Below are 14,273 nucleotides of genomic sequence, written 5' to 3'. Positions count from 1 at the left end.
CCGCACATCTGGGCGGGGCGTCGGTCAGCGGCGGACGGCCTGGACGATCGCGTCGTGCATCGTCCCGGAGTGGCCCTGACGGCGAACGGTGGTGACGTCGATCGACGACCACTCGGCGGGCTCCAGCCACCCGGCCGCCTCCTCGCCGGTCCAGCGGAAGTCCGGGAAGTCGTGGTCGCCGGGCCTCTCGTCGATCGGGTGGTGGCCGACCAGCAGCAGCGTCCCGCCGGGGGCCACGGCCGCGCCCAGCTGGCGATAGAGCGTGGTCAGGGCCGGCTGCGGCAGGTACATGAACTGTGCCGACACCAGGTCGTACGCGCCGGGGTCACCCAGCCAGCTGCTGAGATCGACGCGCTGCCAGGTGATCCGGTCCGCGACGCCGGCGTCGACCGCGTGCCGGACTGCCTTGTCGAGCGCGACCTGGGAGACGTCCAGCGCGGTGACCGTCCAGCCCTGGCGGGCCAGCCAGATCGCGTCTGCGCCCTCACCCGCACCCACGTCCAGCGCGCGTCCGGGGGCCATGCCGGTCACCCGGTCGACCAGCTGAGGATTCGGCTGACCGCTCCAGATCCGCTCCTCCGACGCGTAGCGCTCGTCCCAGTAGTCCTCGGTGAACAGGTCCTGGCTCATCTGTCCCTCACCACTCTCGACTCGTCCCACACCGGCTCGTCCGACTCGTACAGCCTGCCATCGGAGCCAAAGACCAGGAACCGGTCGAAGCTCCGCGCGAACCACCGGTCGTGGGTGACCGCGACGACCGTGCCCTCGAACGTCGACAGGGCCGCCTCCAGCGCCTCCGCGGACTCCAGGTCGAGGTTGTCGGTCGGCTCGTCCAGCAGGAGCATCGTCGCGTGCGCGAGCTCGAGGAGCAGGATCTGGAACCGTGCCTGCTGGCCGCCCGAGAGCTGGTCGAACACCTGCTCACCGGCCTTCGCAAGACCGTACCGGTCCAGCGCCTTGGCAGATCCCTCGTGGCCCATCCCCCGGCGGTGGCCGTCGCCGTGGTGGAGGATCTCCAGGAGCGTGCGGCCCATCAGCGAGGGGTGCTCGTGCGTCTGGGCGAACCAGCCCGGACGCACGCGCGACCCCAGGCGGGCCATGCCGCTGTGCTTCACCGGGGGCGGCACGACGTCGCCCACGGGCTCGTGCTCGACGTCGGGACGCGAGCCTCCGCCCGCGAGTAGGCGCAGGAAGTGCGACTTGCCCGAGCCGTTGCTGCCGAGCACCGCGATCCGCTCCCCGAACCAGATCTCCAGGTCGAACGGCTTCATCAGCCCGGTCAGCTCGACCTGCTCGGCGACGACCGCGCGCTTGGCCGTACGCCCACCCTCGAGCCGCATCCGCAGGCTCTGGGCGATCGGCACGGCCTCGGGCGGGCCCTCGCGCTCGAATCTCTCCAGGCGTGTCTGGGCGGCCTGGTAGCGGGCGGCCATGTCGGAGTTGTACGCGGACTTCTGTCGATACATCAGCACGAGCGCCTTGAGCTTCGCGCGCTCCTCGTCCCACCGGAGCCGGCGCTCCTCGAGCTTGGCGTTGCGGTCCAGCCGCGCGTCCAGGTACGTCGAGAAGCGGCCGGGGTGCACCCACAGAGTGCTGCCCGCTGCTCCCGGCTCGAGCGTCGCGATGCGCTCCGCGACGCGTTCGATGAGCTCGCGGTCGTGGCTCACGAACAGGACGGTCTTGGGCGTCTCGACGAGCCGCTCCTCGAGCCACCGCTTGGCCGGCACGTCGAGGTAGTTGTCGGGCTCGTCGAGCAGCAGCACCTGCTCGGGCCCGCGGAGCAGCGCCTCGAGCACGAGCCGCTTCTGCTCACCACCCGACAGCGTCGTGACCTGGCGGTACTGGGCCTGCTGGAAGGGCACGCCGAGCGCCGCCATCGTGCAGATGTCCCACATGTCCTCGTGGTCGTAGCCGCCCGCATCGCCCCAGTCGACGATCGCCTGGGCGTACGCCATCTGGTCGCGCTCCTCGTCCCGCTCGATCATCGCGAGCTCGGTGCGGTCGACCTCCGCTGCCGCCGCACGGACGACGGGTGGGGCCACCGAGACGAGCAGGTCACGCACCGTCGTGTCGTCCCGGACCGAGCCGATGAACTGGCGCATGACGCCGAGGCCGCCGCTGACCGTCACGGCACCCGCGTGGGGGTCGAGGTCCCCGGTCGCGATGCGGGTCAGCGTCGTCTTGCCGGTGCCGTTGGGGCCGATGAGCGCGACCTTCGCCCCCTCGCCCACACGGAGGCTGACATCGGTCAGCAGCGGCCGCCCGTCGGAGAGCGTGAAGCTGATCGAGCTCAGGTCGAGGTGTCCCACGCGTCCATCGTCGCAGTGCAGACCTGTTAGGTCACACTCACCCGTCCGGTTGCCATACCCCCCGTACGATGGGGACATGGCAGTCGTCACCGAAGAACAGATCCGCGCCGCGCTCGGCACGGTCAACGATCCCGAGATCAAGCGTCCCATCACCGAGCTCGGCATGGTCGACACGATCACGATCGAGGAAGCGCAGATCACCGTCCGCCTCCTGTTGACGGTCTCCGGCTGCCCCCTCAAGGACACCCTGACCCGCGACATCACCGCTGCGGTCGCCGCGGTCGCGCCGGCGTACGGCGTCGTGGTCGACATGGGCGTGATGACCGATGAGCAGCGCAAGGACATGCAGGCGATGCTGCGCGGCGGTCGCGCCGATCGCGAGGTGCCGTTCGCGCAGCCCGGCTCGCTGACCAAGGTCTATGCGATCGCGTCGGGCAAGGGCGGTGTCGGCAAGTCGACCGTCACGGTCAACCTGGCCCTCGCGATGGTGCGTCGCGGGCTCAAGGTCGGCATCGTCGACGCCGACATCTACGGCCACTCGATCCCCGACATGCTCGGCGTCGGCGACATCCGCCCGACCCAGGTCGAGGACATGATCATGCCGGTCCCGATCAAGGGCCTCAAGGTCATCAGCATCGGCATGCTCAAGCCCCGCAAGGACCAGGTCGTCGCATGGCGCGGCCCGATGCTCGACCGTGCGCTCGTGCAGATGCTGAGCGACGTCTACTGGGGCGATCTCGACGCCCTGCTGCTCGACCTCCCCCCGGGTACCGGCGACATGGCGATCAGCCTGGGCCAGCACCTGCCCAACGCCGAGGTCGTCGTCGTGACGACCCCCCAGCCTGCCGCGGCCGACGTGGCCGAGCGCGCCGGCACGATGGCCTCGATGATGCACCAGCGCGTGGTCGGTGTCATCGAGAACATGTCCTACCTGCAGGTCCCCGGCGGCGAGCGCATGGAGATCTTCGGTTCCGGCGGTGCGGCCAAGGTCGCCGAGACGCTCAGCGGCCGCTTCGGCTACGACGTCCCGATGCTGGGCCAGATCCCGCTCGACCAGACGCTCCGTGAGGGCGGCGACGTCGGCGACCCGATCGTCATGTCCGATCCGGACTCGGAGTCGGCCAAGATCCTTCAGGGCATCGCCGATCAGCTCAGCGGACGCTCGCGCGGCCTGGCCGGCATGCAGCTGGGCCTGGCACCTGCCGGCCGCCTGTAGGCTCCCACCATGTTCGGCATGGGCATGCCCGAGATCGGCCTGATCCTCGTGGTCGCCCTGCTCGTGTTCGGACCCGAGAAGCTCCCCGAGCTCGCCAAGCAGGCCGGCGGCTTCGTCCGCACCCTGCGCAGGATGGCGGACAACGCCAAGAACGACCTCGGCCGGGAGATCGGCCAGGACCTGTCCGGGCTGGATCTGAAGGATCTGGACCCGCGCGAGGTCGTCCGGCGCAACTTCCTCGAGGACACGACGCCTGCGGCGACCAAGGAGACCCGGATCCTGCGGCCGGGCGAGATCCCGCCGTTCGACCCCGAGTCCACCTGACCGGGTGGGTCTAGGCCGCGCCCAGCCAGGACGTCATGCGGGTCAGGCCGTTGCCCACCCGGTCGACCGGGCCGGGCTGCTGGCCCATGCTGGGCAGCTCGGCGACGGCCCGCGCGACGCGCTCACGGTCGACGTCGGTCACGACGGTGAACACCGTGCCGTCCCGGTCCCAGGTCACGACCAGCGGACTGCCCTCGCGCACCCACACCTCGGACCCGCCCAGGCGTGCCTGCTCGAAGTCGTCCAGCCCGGACCGGTCGAGCGCCCCGGTCTGCTCGAAGAGGTCGAGCGAGGAGCGTCCGTCGCTGTAGCTCAGGGCGATCACCTCCCCCGCCTCGGCGTAGGAGCCCGACACGCGCTGAAGATCGCCTGCGAGCGTCTCGTGGCACGGCCACCCCGAGCTGCTGAGCTCGCTCATGGCCGATGCGGTGATCGTGCCCCCGCTCTCGGCGCGGGGCGCACCCGCGAACTCCGCGACGTAGCGCTCGTACGGCGGGGAGACCTCGTCGCCGACACGATCGGGCGTCCCCACGGCGTACGCGGTAGCGACGACGGCGATCGCGGCGCCGACCAGCACGAGGCCCGACCGGAAGGGTGCGGACCTGACCAGGCGCTCCCACCAGGCCTCGCTCGGGGGCGGGGCCGACGCCAGGTCGGCCAAGGAGGCGAGCAGCGCGGCCGGCGGCGCGGGCGCTGCTGACGTCGACATCCGCGACTTCAGGAGACGCTGCTGGCGTACGGCGCGCTCGCACTCGTCACAGGCCAGCAGATGTGCGGACGCCTCCTGCATCGCGGAGTCGGACAGCTGTACGTCCACGAATGCTGCGACATCGGCACCCAGGTGAGGCATCAGACGCCCACGGGCCCCACGAATCGGGTGCGTCCCTTGGACGGGGCGCGGTGCGCCAGGGCCTCCCGCAGCTGCGTGCGGCCGCGATGGATGCGCGAGCGCACGGTGCCGAGCTTGACGCCCAGCACGTCGGAGATCTCCTCGTAGGACAGCCCCTCGATGTCGCACAGGACCACCGCGACGCGGAACTCATCCGAGAGCGACGCGAGGGCGGCCTCGATGTCGGGATCGAAGTTGGCGTCGTGCACCGCGGACTCCGGCAGCACCTCGCCGCTGAGCAGCCGCTCCTCGGCGCCGTCGCCGAAGCCGTCCATGCGCAGGCGGGACTTGCGGCGTACACGGTCGAGGAACAGGTTGGTCGTGATGCGGTGCAGCCAGCCGCCGAAGTTGCCCGGCTCGTACGTGTCTAGCGAGCGGAAGACGCGGATGAAGACGTCCTGCGTGAGGTCCTCGGCGTCCTGACGATTGCCGGTGAGACGGTAGGCCAACCGGTAGACCCGGGCCGAGTGCTCGCTGACGATCCCTTCCCAGTCCTGGGGGGCTCGCTCGAGCGTCGTGGTGGCCACGTCTTCTGCCTTCATGGTGTCGATCGTTGTCCCTGCACCTGAGAGAACGCACAGAACCACCTGACGGTTCCCCATTTCCTCGTCCGAGCCTCCCCCTTCCGCGGGCTCCCCGCCGATAGGCTGGACCCACCACCGACCAAGGAGCCCACCATCACCACCGCAGCCAGCCTGGCGTTCGCCGAGGACCACCTGAGCGAGGACGACCATCTCGCCGCTGCCCGGCAGCGCGCCGACGAGGTCGGCGTGGTGCCCATCGGAACCGGCGGCGGTGCCGTCCTGTCCTTCCTCGCCTCGGCCATCCAGGCCAAGGCCATCGCCGAGATCGGCACCGGCACGGGCGTGTCGGGGCTGTGGCTCCTGCGCGGGATGCAGTCCGACGGGGTGCTCACCTCGGTCGACCTCGAGGCCGAGCACCAGCGTCTTGCCCGCGAGACGTTCACCGAGGCGGGCTTCGCCCCGCAGCGCTTCCGGCTCATCGCCGGAGCGGGCCTCGACGTGATGCCGCGCCTCACCGACGCCGGCTACGACCTGGTCTTCCTCGACGGCGACAAGGTCGAGTACGGCGAGTACCTCGAGCAGGCCGTACGCCTCGTGCGGCCCGGCGGGCTCATCGCGTTCGACAACGCGCTGTGGCACGACCGCGTGGCCGATCCGTCGCAGCGCGACCCCGAGACGACCGCGATCCGCGAGGTCGTGCAGCGCGTCGCCACCGACGACCGCCTACGCAGCATGCTGGTCCCCTTGGGCGACGGACTCCTCGTCGCCCAGCTCCTCACCTGACCCGCCCCCATCCGCTGAGGCGCGCCTCCCGTCCGCTGACGCGCGCCTCCCGTCCGCTGACGCGCGGCTCCCAGTCCGCTGACGCGCGGCTACGGTCCGCTGACGCGCGGCTGCCGCCCGCCGAGGCGCGCTCCCAGTCCGCTGACGCGCGGCTCCCGTCAGCCGAGGCGCGCTGCGGGGCTCCCCTCAGCGGACGGGAGGCTCCCGTCAGCGGACGCAAGGCTCCCCTCGGCGGACGCGGGGCTCCCGTCGGCGGACGGGAGGCGCGCCTCAGCGTTGGGTGTGGGTGGGTCAGTCGCCGTGGGGGGCGTGCTCGAAGCGGCCGGAGCTGCGGAAGCCGGCCGGGCCGCGGACGACCCCGATGACCTCGCTGGGCTCGATCGTGACCGGCGGCGAACCGATCAGCTGGGACACCACCGAGTCCGCGGCCACCACCTCGAACGAGCGCTGGAACGCCTCACGGGCCTCTGTGGACACGAAGACGTAGCTGCCCTCGAACCACTGCCCCTTGACGGCGCGCCACGTCTTGAACCGCAGCCCCTCGAGGCCGGCGAACTTCGCGTACGACTCGTCCTCGACATAGGCCCGCAAGGCCTTGAGCGTGCCTTTCGGTGCGTCGGTCAAGGACCAACGCACCGTCAGCCCGTACATCAGATGGCTTTGAGCGCGTCGCCGAGTGTGGCTGCTTCCTCGTTGTTGAGCTCTACGACCAGGCGTCCCCCACCTTCGAGAGGGACCCGCATCACGATGCACCGGCCCTCCTTGGTGACCTCCATCGGCCCGTCTCCGGTCCGTGGCTTCATGGCGGCCATCAGTTCCCCTCTCGTCCTGGCGCCCCCACCGCGTCGGTCAAGGCATGCCTACCATTATCGCCTATACCCCGACCGGTTTCGACCGCAGTCCCAAAGGAGACACCCTTGAGCGTTCCCACAGCCTCTCCGATCAGGTACGTGGTGGCTGACGGCGTCGGGACCGTGGCCCTCGATCGACCCGCCGAGATGAACAGCCTGACACTCTCGACGAAGGTCGCGCTCCGCGACGCCCTGCACGAGGCAGCGGCTGACAGCGCGGTGCGTTGCGTGGTGCTGAGGGGCGCCGGACGGGCCTTCTGCGTGGGCCAGGACCTGCAGGAGCACCTGGCCGGGATGGCGAGCGAGGAGGACCCGTACGGCAGCGCGAGCACCGTCGAGGACCACTACAACCCGATCGCCACGGCCATCGCGACGATGCCCAAGCCGGTCATCGCCGCGGTGAACGGGATCGCCGCCGGTGCTGGAGCGTCGATGGCGTTCGCCGCGGACTTCCGCGTCGTCGCGCGCTCGGCAGGCTTCAACACGGCCTTCGCCGCGATCGCGTTCTCATGCGACACCGGCGCCTCGTGGACCCTCCCCCGTCTGGTGGGAACCACCCGGGCGACAGATCTGCTCATGCGCCCGCGCACCATCTCGGCCGACGAGGCCCTCGAGATCGGCATCGCGACCTCGGTCGTGGACGACGACGCATTCGACGAGGCCGTCGCCACGCTCGCGCACGAGCTGGCCCACGGCCCCACGCTCGCGTACGGCGCCATCAAGCGCTCGCTGGCCTTCTCCGCGACGCACGACCTGGCGACGTCACTGCAGCACGAGGGCCAGAAGATGGCGCTGACGGCCGCTTCGTCGGACCACGCGGCCGCGGTCAAGGCGTTCCTGGCCAAGGAGAAGCCGGAGTTCACCGGCCGCTGAGGGACTCAGGCGAGCTTGCGGTCGTGCCCGGCCTTGCTCTCGTCGGACGCGGCTTCCTGCCACGCGAGCAGCTCGGCCCGCACCTGCACCTCGGCGGACTCGCTCGCGGCGAGCGCCTCCTGCGCTGCCAGCAGATCGACCCGCGCCGACTCCAGGTCGGAGCGCGCGCTGGTGACGTCGGCCTCGAGCGCCGCACGCCGGGCCCGCTCGGCGGACACCCGCTCGCGGGCCTGAGCGAGCTCGATCTCGGCGGTGACCAGAGCGTCGCGAAGGCTCGCGATCTGCGCATCGCGCAGACTGATGCGCTGGCTCATCTGGTCGGCGAACTCGATGTGCTCGCGCGAGCGGACGACTGCGATCTTGCGGTTGTCGTCGGCCAGGGTCGCGCGGTCGCGCGCCCAGTCACGGCGGACCTGGGCGATCTCGTTGGACAGCAGACGTGCGGCGACCCCACCCGCGACGACCGCGTAGGACGTCGCGACGACCAGCACGGGCACGGTCGCGACGATGAGCCCGACCACGGCGACGACGACGGCCGAGACGAGCAGGACGAGGGCGCCGACGGCGCGGCGGGAGCGGGGGATCCTCCGGTTGGACATGCTCGGATCGTAGGACGACAGGGCGCCGGATTTGCGGAGCCACGCCCTGAGGGCGGGCGACGGATGCGACACAGCGTCACGCGACGCCGGATGCTGGCCGCGCGACGCAGTCGGCGAGGTGGTCGTTGACCATCCCGGTGGCCTGCATCAAGGCGTAGGCCGTCGTCGGGCCGAAGAACCGAAATCCCTTCTTCTTCAGGGTCTTGGCCATCGCGATCGACTCCGGCGTCGTGGCCGGCACGTCGGCGAACGAGGTCGGCGCAGGACGCGGCGGCGGTGCGAACGACCACAAGAGGTCTGAGAACGACTCGTCGAGGGCGAGGAGCGTACGTGCGTTGCTGATCGTCGCCTCGATCTTCCTGCGGTTGCGGACGATGCCGGCGTCGTCGAGCAGCCGGGCCACGTCGGGCTCACCGAAGCCGGCCACGACCTCGGGGTCGAAGCCGGCGAACACCTCGCGGAACCGCTCGCGCTTGCGCAAGATGATGGCCCACGACAGCCCCGACTGGAACGCCTCGAGCGACATGCGCTCGAACAGCTCGCGGTCCCCGCGCAGCTCACGGCCCCACTCGGTGTCGTGGTACGCCGTCATCGCAGGGTCCTCGCCCCACGGGCACCGGACCACCGGGGTCGGCTCAGCCATCGATGGGCGCCTCAGTCGGCCCGGTTGACGAAGTAGGAGACCGCCTCGTCGATGTCGTCGGTGACGTGCAGCATGTCCACGTCGCCGGGAGTGATCTTGCCGTCGGTCTCCATCGTCGCGCGCAGCCAGTCCACGAGCCCGCCCCAGTAGGCCGAGCCGAACAGCACGATCGGGAACGAGGTCACCTTGCCCGTCTGCGCGAGCGTCAACGCCTCGAACAGCTCGTCCATCGTGCCGAATCCGCCGGGCAGCACGACGAACCCCTGGGCGTACTTGACGAACATCGTCTTGCGGACGAAGAAGTAGCGGAAGTTGACGCCGAGGTCGACCCAGTCGTTCATGCCCTGCTCGTGGGGCAGCTCGATGCCGAGGCCCACCGACACGCCGCCACACTCGCTCGCTCCGCGGTTGGCGGCCTCCATCGCGCCGGGGCCGCCCCCGGTGATGATCGCGTAGCCGTGGCCGCACAGCTGCGCCGCGATCTGGCGTCCTGCCTCGTACATCGGGTCGTCGGGCTGCGTGCGGGCCGAGCCGAACAGGCTGACCGCGGGGCCGAGCTCGGCGAGCGCGCCGAAGCCCTCGATGAACTCGGCCTGGATGCGCAGGACCCGCCACGGGTCGGTGTGCACCCAGTCGGTGGGCCCGCGCGAGTCGAGCAGCCGCTGGTCGGTCGTGCTGTCGGGCACCATTGCACCCTGGAGCCGCACGGGGCCTCTCTGGTGGACGGGACGGTCGTTCATGCGCTCAGCCATTTCTCGAGGGTCGCGAGCACCCGGACCAGGTGCTCGACGGGGACCTGCTCGTCCGCCTTGTGGGCGTAGACAGGGTCGCCGGGGCCGTAGTTGACCGCGGGGACGCCCAGCAGCGTGAACTGGGCGACGTCGGTCCAGCCGAACTTGGGACGCGGCTCGGCGCCCACCGCCTCGACGAACGCCGCCGCAGCGGGCCGGGTGAGGCCGGGCAGCGCACCGGGTGCCGTGTCGGTCACCGTCAGCTCGAAGCCGCCGAACACCTCGTTGAGGTGGGCGAGCGCGTCGTCCTCCGAGCGATCGGGGGCGAAGCGGTAGTTGACCGTCACGACCGCCTCGTCGGGGACGACGTTGCCCGCCACGCCGCCGCTGATGCCGACCGCGTTGAGCCCTTCGCGATAGACCAGGCCGTCGATCTCGACGTGCCGCGGCTCGTACGTCGTGAGGGTCGCGAGCACCGGCGCGAGGGCGTGGATCGCATTGCTGCCCATCCAGGACCGCGCCGAGTGGGCCCGCTCCCCCGCGGTGCGGATCTCGACCCGCATCGTGCCCTGGCAGCCGGCCTCGACGCCGGCGTCGGACGGCTCCATCAGGATCGCGAAGTCACCGGCCAGCAGCTCGGGACGCTCGCGGGCGATGCGGCCCAGCCCGTTGAACTCCGCCGCGATCTCCTCGGCGTCGTAGAACACGTAGGTCACGTCGCGCACCGGCTCGGGCACCGTCGCCGCGAGCGTCAGCGCCACTGCGACGCCGCCCTTCATGTCGCACGATCCCAGGCCGTGCAGGATCCCGTCCTCGAGCCGGGACGGGAAGTTGCCGTTGGCCGGCACGGTGTCGACGTGGCCCGCGATGACGACGCGCTCGGAGCGGCCGAGGTGGGTGCGAGCCACGATCGTGTGACCGTCGCGGACGATCTCGAGGTGGTCGAGGGGGCTCAGGGCCGCCTCGATCGCATCGGCGATCTCCTGCTCGTGGAGGCTCTCGGAGGCGATGTCGACGAGCGCGGCGGTGAGGCCGACGACGTCGGTGGTCAGGTCGAGTGCGGGCACAGGACTCATTCCATCACGCGCGGGTGACGAGGCGGCGTCGTCATGGCGTCGGGAAGACGCAGAACTCATTGCCCTCAGGATCTGCCATGACCGTCCACTCCTGCTGGTCGCCGGCGGGGGCCAGGACGTTCGCGCCCGCCCCGACCAGGTCGTCGACGGTGACGCCCTCGCGGAGGGTGACGTCCCAGTGGATGCGGTTCTTGACCGTCTTGGGCTCGGGCACCGGCACGAAGTCGATCGACTCGAGCGGGGAGGCGGGGATCTCGTCGAGATAGGAGTAGCCGTCGTCGTGGCCGAGCACGCCACCCATGACGTCGGCCCACCAGCGCGAGATCGTCTCGTGGTCGGCCGAGTCCACGACGACGTCCTTGAGCCGCTTGGCGGGGGGCTCGTCGTAGGTGAAGACGCACATCTCACCGCCCTCGGGATCGGCGAAGGTGGTCCACGCGAACTCACCCGGCGCGCTCAGCTGCTCGAGGCCCGCGAACGGCTCGAGGGACTCGGCACGGACGTCGAGGTGCACGCGCTGCTTGACCGTCCGCGGCTCCGGCACGAGGTTGATCCAGACCTCCTCGCCCGGATCGGGGCCGCGCAGGACCGCGTCACCGTCGTCGAGCTCCGCCAGCTCGTAGCCGAGGGTGCGGGCCCAGAATCCCTGGACGGCGGACACGTCGGAAGCGTCGATGCACAGCGCCTTGTACGTCACGAGAGCCATGCTCCCGAGGCTAGCGGCGGGGGCGGACGTCCGCGAGCCCTCAGTCCTGGACCGCCTTGACGATCGTGATCGCCGCGGTGACCGCCCCCGTGACCGCGCCGGGCTCCCCGTCCTGGATCGCCCACATCGCGCGGATCGCCTCGCGCACCACGACCCAGTCGCGGGCCCGGTCCTCGTCGAGGCCCGCGTCGTCGACCACCGTGTGGAACCGCCGGCGGATCGCGGTGCGCAGGTCCCCGGACGCCACGATCTCGTCCCACCGGTTCCACAGCAGCGGAGCGATCTCGTAGTGCGGGTCGCCCGACACGGGCTTGGGGTCGATCGCCAGCCACGGGGACCGGTCGCCCGCCAGCACGTTGCCGTAGTGCAGATCGCCGTGCACGAGCCGCCCCACGCTGGCGTCGTCGCCGACGAACGCCCGTCCGAGGTGGACGGCCTGCTCGACGACCCGGCGCGGCAGAGGCGCGCCGCGAGGCAGCGCGGCGAGATCGTCGGTCCACCTCGAGACGTACGCCGTGAGCGGCACGAGCTGGGCGGGTGCGGGCACGTGGAGCCGTCCGAGGAGCCCCGCGACGACCGAGCACGCCTGCAGCACCGGGACCGAGCCCAGGTCACGCGTCTGCAGCCGCTCGAGCAGCATCGCGTCACGCCGGGGATCGGCCCGGACGAGACGCACGGCTCCGCGCCCGTGCCAGTGCTGCAGCGCGAGCGCCTCGTGGCGGGCCTCCTCGTGCGGCATGACGACCTTGAGGACGAGCCGCTCCCCCGCGGCGACGACCGGCACCACGAGCGCGGTGTGCCCGTGCAGCGGGTCGCCGTCGACCGTGAGCTCCCACTCGTCGATCAGCTCACGCACGACCCGCGGCAGACCGGCGACCCACCGGAACCAGTCGTCACCGCGGGCCGCATACGCCTGGAGCGCGGGTGGCAGGTCGAACGGCAGGAGAGCCATGCGGTCAGCCTGCCACCGCGTGCCACCTGTGGAGCCATGGGACACACTTCGGTGCATGACGCACTCCTTCGAGGGGCACATCGCCGGGCTGGGCACCACCTCGGGCACGCGCATCGTCGTCGGCATGTGGGACGAGAGCCCCTACGGCACGTTCGCCGACGTCATGGTCGAGCAGCCCTCGGGCCACCGCATCCTGATCGCCCCCCGCCAGGAGATCGCCGACTTCGTGGCCTCGACGTACGACTTCGACGAGGTGCGCATCGAGCCCGTCTCGCTCGAGACCGGCCCGGAGTGGTCCGTGCACACCCGCTCGCTGCAGGTGCGGTTCACCCCCGGCCGGCGGATCTGGATCTCGCCCCTGCTGTCGCTCGTGCCGTCGCACCTGCGCCGTCAGTCGTCCTGGGCCCGGCTCTGCAACCCCGTCGCACGGCGCGTGATGCCGGGCGTGCAGACCTACGGGACGGCCGGCAACGACCGGGTCGAGTGGTACGCCGCGACGAGCGTGCGGCACCTGTCCTGCGCCCGGGCGACGTGGGAGGGCGAGGAGCTGGGCGATCTCGCACCGGTCACGCCACCCGTGCGGTTCGGCTTCGCCTCCGCACCGGCCGAGCCCACGCTGACCACCCTCACGTCGTACGTCCGTGAGTAGCCTGAGCACCATGAGGACCGAGATCACGACCGAGGCGCAGTTGCGCGACCTCCTCGGGCACCCGATGCAGCGGGCGATCGACAAGGAGCGGCAGAGGCTCGCCCCTGAGCACCGGGACTGGCTCGCAGCGTCGCCGTTCTGTCTCGTGGCGACCTCGGACGCCCACGGCCGCCTCGACGTCTCGCCCAAGGGCGACCCGGCCGGTTTCGCGCTCGCGCTGGACGACACGACGATCGCGATCCCCGAGCGCCCGGGCAACCGTCGCGCGGACGGTTTCGTCAACGTCCTGCAGAACCCGCACGTCGGGCTGCTCTTCCTCGTCCCGGGCCGAGGCGACACGCTGCGCATCAACGGGCGGGCGACCCTGCTGGCCGATGCGCCGTACGCCGACCGCATGGAGGTCAAGGGGCACCGGCCCGGCGTGATCCTCGAGGTCGCGGTCGAGCAGGTGTTCTTCCACTGCGCCAAGGCGTTCCTGCGCTCGGACCTGTGGCAGCCCGAGACGTGGCGCCCCGACGCGGTCATGAGCCGTGCCCAGATCGCCAAGAACCTCGAGCGCCCCGACGAGTCGCTGGAGCAGATCGAGGCCTACTACGGGCAGCAGTACGCCCAGAACCTGTACTGAAGCAGGAGGTCAGCGGAAGCCCGCGCCGCCGCCCGTGGGGTTGCGGACCTTCTCGCCCTTGGCCCGCGCGACGTCCGCGAGCTCGGCCTGGAACGCGATCATCCGCGCCGTCAGGTCGCTGTCGCCCGCTGCCAGGATGCGCACCGCGAGCAGCCCTGCGTTGCGGGCGTTGCCGATCGAGACCGTCGCGACGGGCACGCCCGCGGGCATCTGCACGATCGACAGCAGCGAGTCCATGCCGTCGAGGTGCTTGAGCGGCACGGGCACACCGATGACCGGCAGCGGCGTCACCGCGGCCAGCATGCCCGGCAGATGGGCGGCGCCGCCGGCCCCGGCGATGATGACCTCGAGGCCCCGCCCGTGCGCATCCCGTCCGTACGCCAGCATCTCGTCGGGCATGCGGTGCGCCGAGACGACGTCGGCCTCGTACGCGACGTCGAACTCCTTGAGCGCGGTCGCGGCGGCCTCCATCGTCGGCCAGTCCGAGTCCGATCCCATCACGATGCCCACGCGTGCGCTCATG

19 protein-coding genes are annotated in these 14,273 nt (G+C 71.0%); 6 read left to right on the top strand and 13 right to left on the bottom strand.

The window, feature by feature from the left end; genetic code table 11:
• Positions 1–24: 24 nt before the first annotated feature.
• Both GEV27_RS15715 and GEV27_RS15710 read right to left on the bottom strand, forming a co-directional pair.
• Complete coding sequence (locus tag GEV27_RS15715; protein WP_153909374.1) at positions 25–630, bottom strand: bifunctional 2-polyprenyl-6-hydroxyphenol methylase/3-demethylubiquinol 3-O-methyltransferase UbiG; 606 nt, start codon at positions 628–630, stop codon at positions 25–27.
• Positions 627–2,309: an ATP-binding cassette domain-containing protein gene (locus GEV27_RS15710; protein ID WP_309222304.1), complete on the bottom strand. Its 1,683-nt coding sequence runs from the start codon at positions 2,307–2,309 to the stop codon at positions 627–629. The genes GEV27_RS15715 and GEV27_RS15710 overlap by 4 nt, the downstream gene beginning before the upstream one ends.
• Positions 2,310–2,385: 76 nt before the next feature.
• Here GEV27_RS15710 and GEV27_RS15705 point away from each other — a divergent pair, with 76 nt between their 5' ends.
• Positions 2,386–3,525, top strand: a complete 1,140-nt coding sequence (locus tag GEV27_RS15705) for an Mrp/NBP35 family ATP-binding protein (RefSeq protein ID WP_153934990.1) — start codon at positions 2,386–2,388, stop codon at positions 3,523–3,525.
• 9 nt (positions 3,526–3,534) lie between these two features.
• Positions 3,535–3,849, top strand: coding sequence for a sec-independent translocase (locus GEV27_RS15700; RefSeq protein WP_153651797.1), 315 nt, complete (start codon positions 3,535–3,537; stop codon positions 3,847–3,849).
• Between the two features lie 10 nt (positions 3,850–3,859).
• On the opposite strand, the gene GEV27_RS15695 is transcribed toward GEV27_RS15700, so the two are convergent.
• Together GEV27_RS15695 and sigE are read right to left on the bottom strand one after the other, a co-directional pair.
• Positions 3,860–4,666 (bottom strand): hypothetical protein, encoded by an 807-nt coding sequence (locus GEV27_RS15695; RefSeq protein ID WP_153934989.1) that lies wholly within the window; start codon positions 4,664–4,666, stop codon positions 3,860–3,862.
• Between the two features lie 32 nt (positions 4,667–4,698).
• Positions 4,699–5,280, bottom strand: coding sequence for an RNA polymerase sigma factor SigE (sigE, locus tag GEV27_RS15690; RefSeq protein ID WP_153909378.1), 582 nt, complete (start codon positions 5,278–5,280; stop codon positions 4,699–4,701).
• A gap of 135 nt (positions 5,281–5,415) precedes the next feature.
• Here sigE and GEV27_RS15685 point away from each other — a divergent pair, with 135 nt between their 5' ends.
• Positions 5,416–6,045 (top strand): O-methyltransferase, encoded by a 630-nt coding sequence (locus GEV27_RS15685; RefSeq protein ID WP_153651794.1) that lies wholly within the window; start codon positions 5,416–5,418, stop codon positions 6,043–6,045.
• Positions 6,046–6,336: 291 nt separating this feature from the next.
• On the opposite strand, the gene GEV27_RS15680 is transcribed toward GEV27_RS15685, so the two are convergent.
• Positions 6,337–6,681 (bottom strand): hypothetical protein, encoded by a 345-nt coding sequence (locus GEV27_RS15680; protein WP_309222303.1) that lies wholly within the window; start codon positions 6,679–6,681, stop codon positions 6,337–6,339.
• Between the two features lie 14 nt (positions 6,682–6,695).
• The gene (locus GEV27_RS15675) at positions 6,696–6,857 is read right to left on the bottom strand and encodes a DUF3117 domain-containing protein (protein ID WP_153651792.1); all 162 of its coding nucleotides are present in this window, start codon (positions 6,855–6,857) and stop codon (positions 6,696–6,698) included.
• A 105-nt stretch (positions 6,858–6,962) separates the two neighbouring features.
• Between GEV27_RS15675 and GEV27_RS15670 the strand changes: the two genes are divergently transcribed.
• Positions 6,963–7,769 carry an enoyl-CoA hydratase/isomerase family protein gene (locus GEV27_RS15670; protein ID WP_228765278.1) on the top strand — a complete coding sequence of 269 codons (807 nt, stop codon included), beginning with the start codon at positions 6,963–6,965 and terminating at the stop codon, positions 7,767–7,769.
• 5 nt (positions 7,770–7,774) lie between these two features.
• Here the strand turns inward: GEV27_RS15670 and GEV27_RS15665 are convergent, their stop codons facing one another.
• The 6 genes from GEV27_RS15665 to GEV27_RS15640 all read right to left on the bottom strand — a co-directional run bounded on the left by GEV27_RS15665 (position 7,775) and on the right by GEV27_RS15640 (position 12,476).
• Positions 7,775–8,368, bottom strand: coding sequence for a hypothetical protein (locus GEV27_RS15665; protein ID WP_153934987.1), 594 nt, complete (start codon positions 8,366–8,368; stop codon positions 7,775–7,777).
• A 76-nt stretch (positions 8,369–8,444) separates the two neighbouring features.
• A complete protein-coding gene (locus GEV27_RS15660) occupies positions 8,445–9,011 on the bottom strand; it encodes a DNA-3-methyladenine glycosylase I (protein WP_153651789.1) in 567 nt (188 codons plus the stop codon).
• 11 nt (positions 9,012–9,022) lie between these two features.
• Positions 9,023–9,763: a TIGR00730 family Rossman fold protein gene (locus GEV27_RS15655; protein ID WP_153651788.1), complete on the bottom strand. Its 741-nt coding sequence runs from the start codon at positions 9,761–9,763 to the stop codon at positions 9,023–9,025.
• Entirely contained in the window at positions 9,748–10,809 is a 1,062-nt protein-coding gene (dapE, locus tag GEV27_RS15650) for a succinyl-diaminopimelate desuccinylase (RefSeq protein WP_375335594.1), read from the bottom strand. Before dapE ends, GEV27_RS15655 begins: the two co-directional genes overlap by 16 nt.
• Positions 10,810–10,849: 40 nt before the next feature.
• A complete protein-coding gene (locus GEV27_RS15645) occupies positions 10,850–11,524 on the bottom strand; it encodes a VOC family protein (RefSeq protein WP_153934986.1) in 675 nt (224 codons plus the stop codon).
• Positions 11,525–11,564: 40 nt separating this feature from the next.
• Complete coding sequence (locus tag GEV27_RS15640) at positions 11,565–12,476, bottom strand: aminoglycoside phosphotransferase family protein (RefSeq protein ID WP_228765277.1); 912 nt, start codon at positions 12,474–12,476, stop codon at positions 11,565–11,567.
• 55 nt (positions 12,477–12,531) lie between these two features.
• Here GEV27_RS15640 and GEV27_RS15635 point away from each other — a divergent pair, with 55 nt between their 5' ends.
• Positions 12,532–13,125, top strand: a complete 594-nt coding sequence (locus GEV27_RS15635; protein ID WP_153651784.1) for a hypothetical protein — start codon at positions 12,532–12,534, stop codon at positions 13,123–13,125.
• 10 nt (positions 13,126–13,135) lie between these two features.
• Positions 13,136–13,750: a pyridoxamine 5'-phosphate oxidase family protein gene (locus tag GEV27_RS15630; RefSeq protein WP_153651783.1), complete on the top strand. Its 615-nt coding sequence runs from the start codon at positions 13,136–13,138 to the stop codon at positions 13,748–13,750.
• A 9-nt stretch (positions 13,751–13,759) separates the two neighbouring features.
• Here the strand turns inward: GEV27_RS15630 and purE are convergent, their stop codons facing one another.
• Positions 13,760–14,272: a 5-(carboxyamino)imidazole ribonucleotide mutase gene (purE, locus tag GEV27_RS15625; RefSeq protein WP_153651782.1), complete on the bottom strand. Its 513-nt coding sequence runs from the start codon at positions 14,270–14,272 to the stop codon at positions 13,760–13,762.
• Position 14,273: the final 1 nt, after the last annotated feature.

Source organism: Aeromicrobium sp. S22 (genome assembly GCF_009661045.1).
GTDB lineage: Bacteria > Actinomycetota > Actinomycetes > Propionibacteriales > Nocardioidaceae > Aeromicrobium > Aeromicrobium yanjiei.
Note: the sequence above shows the minus strand (reverse complement) of the source record. Positions and strands in the feature narration are given on the sequence as shown.

Bases quoted from the DNA above. Each gene is read 5' to 3' on its own strand.
- GEV27_RS15665 (WP_153934987.1), bottom strand. From the start codon at position 8,368: ATGTCCAACCGGAGGATCCCCCGCTCCCGCCGCGCCGTCGGCGCCCTC.
- GEV27_RS15660 (WP_153651789.1), bottom strand. From the start codon at position 9,011: ATGGCTGAGCCGACCCCGGTGGTCCGGTGCCCGTGGGGCGAGGACCCT.
- sigE (WP_153909378.1), bottom strand. From the start codon at position 5,280: ATGAAGGCAGAAGACGTGGCCACCACGACGCTCGAGCGAGCCCCCCAG.
- GEV27_RS15645 (WP_153934986.1), bottom strand. From the start codon at position 11,524: ATGGCTCTCGTGACGTACAAGGCGCTGTGCATCGACGCTTCCGACGTG.
- GEV27_RS15640 (WP_228765277.1), bottom strand. From the start codon at position 12,476: ATGGCTCTCCTGCCGTTCGACCTGCCACCCGCGCTCCAGGCGTATGCG.
- GEV27_RS15705 (WP_153934990.1), top strand. From the start codon at position 2,386: ATGGCAGTCGTCACCGAAGAACAGATCCGCGCCGCGCTCGGCACGGTC.
- GEV27_RS15715 (WP_153909374.1), bottom strand. From the start codon at position 630: ATGAGCCAGGACCTGTTCACCGAGGACTACTGGGACGAGCGCTACGCG.
- GEV27_RS15630 (WP_153651783.1), top strand. From the start codon at position 13,136: ATGAGGACCGAGATCACGACCGAGGCGCAGTTGCGCGACCTCCTCGGG.
- GEV27_RS15655 (WP_153651788.1), bottom strand. From the start codon at position 9,763: ATGGCTGAGCGCATGAACGACCGTCCCGTCCACCAGAGAGGCCCCGTG.
- GEV27_RS15675 (WP_153651792.1), bottom strand. From the start codon at position 6,857: ATGGCCGCCATGAAGCCACGGACCGGAGACGGGCCGATGGAGGTCACC.
- GEV27_RS15700 (WP_153651797.1), top strand. From the start codon at position 3,535: ATGTTCGGCATGGGCATGCCCGAGATCGGCCTGATCCTCGTGGTCGCC.
- purE (WP_153651782.1), bottom strand. From the start codon at position 14,272: ATGAGCGCACGCGTGGGCATCGTGATGGGATCGGACTCGGACTGGCCG.
- GEV27_RS15635 (WP_153651784.1), top strand. From the start codon at position 12,532: ATGACGCACTCCTTCGAGGGGCACATCGCCGGGCTGGGCACCACCTCG.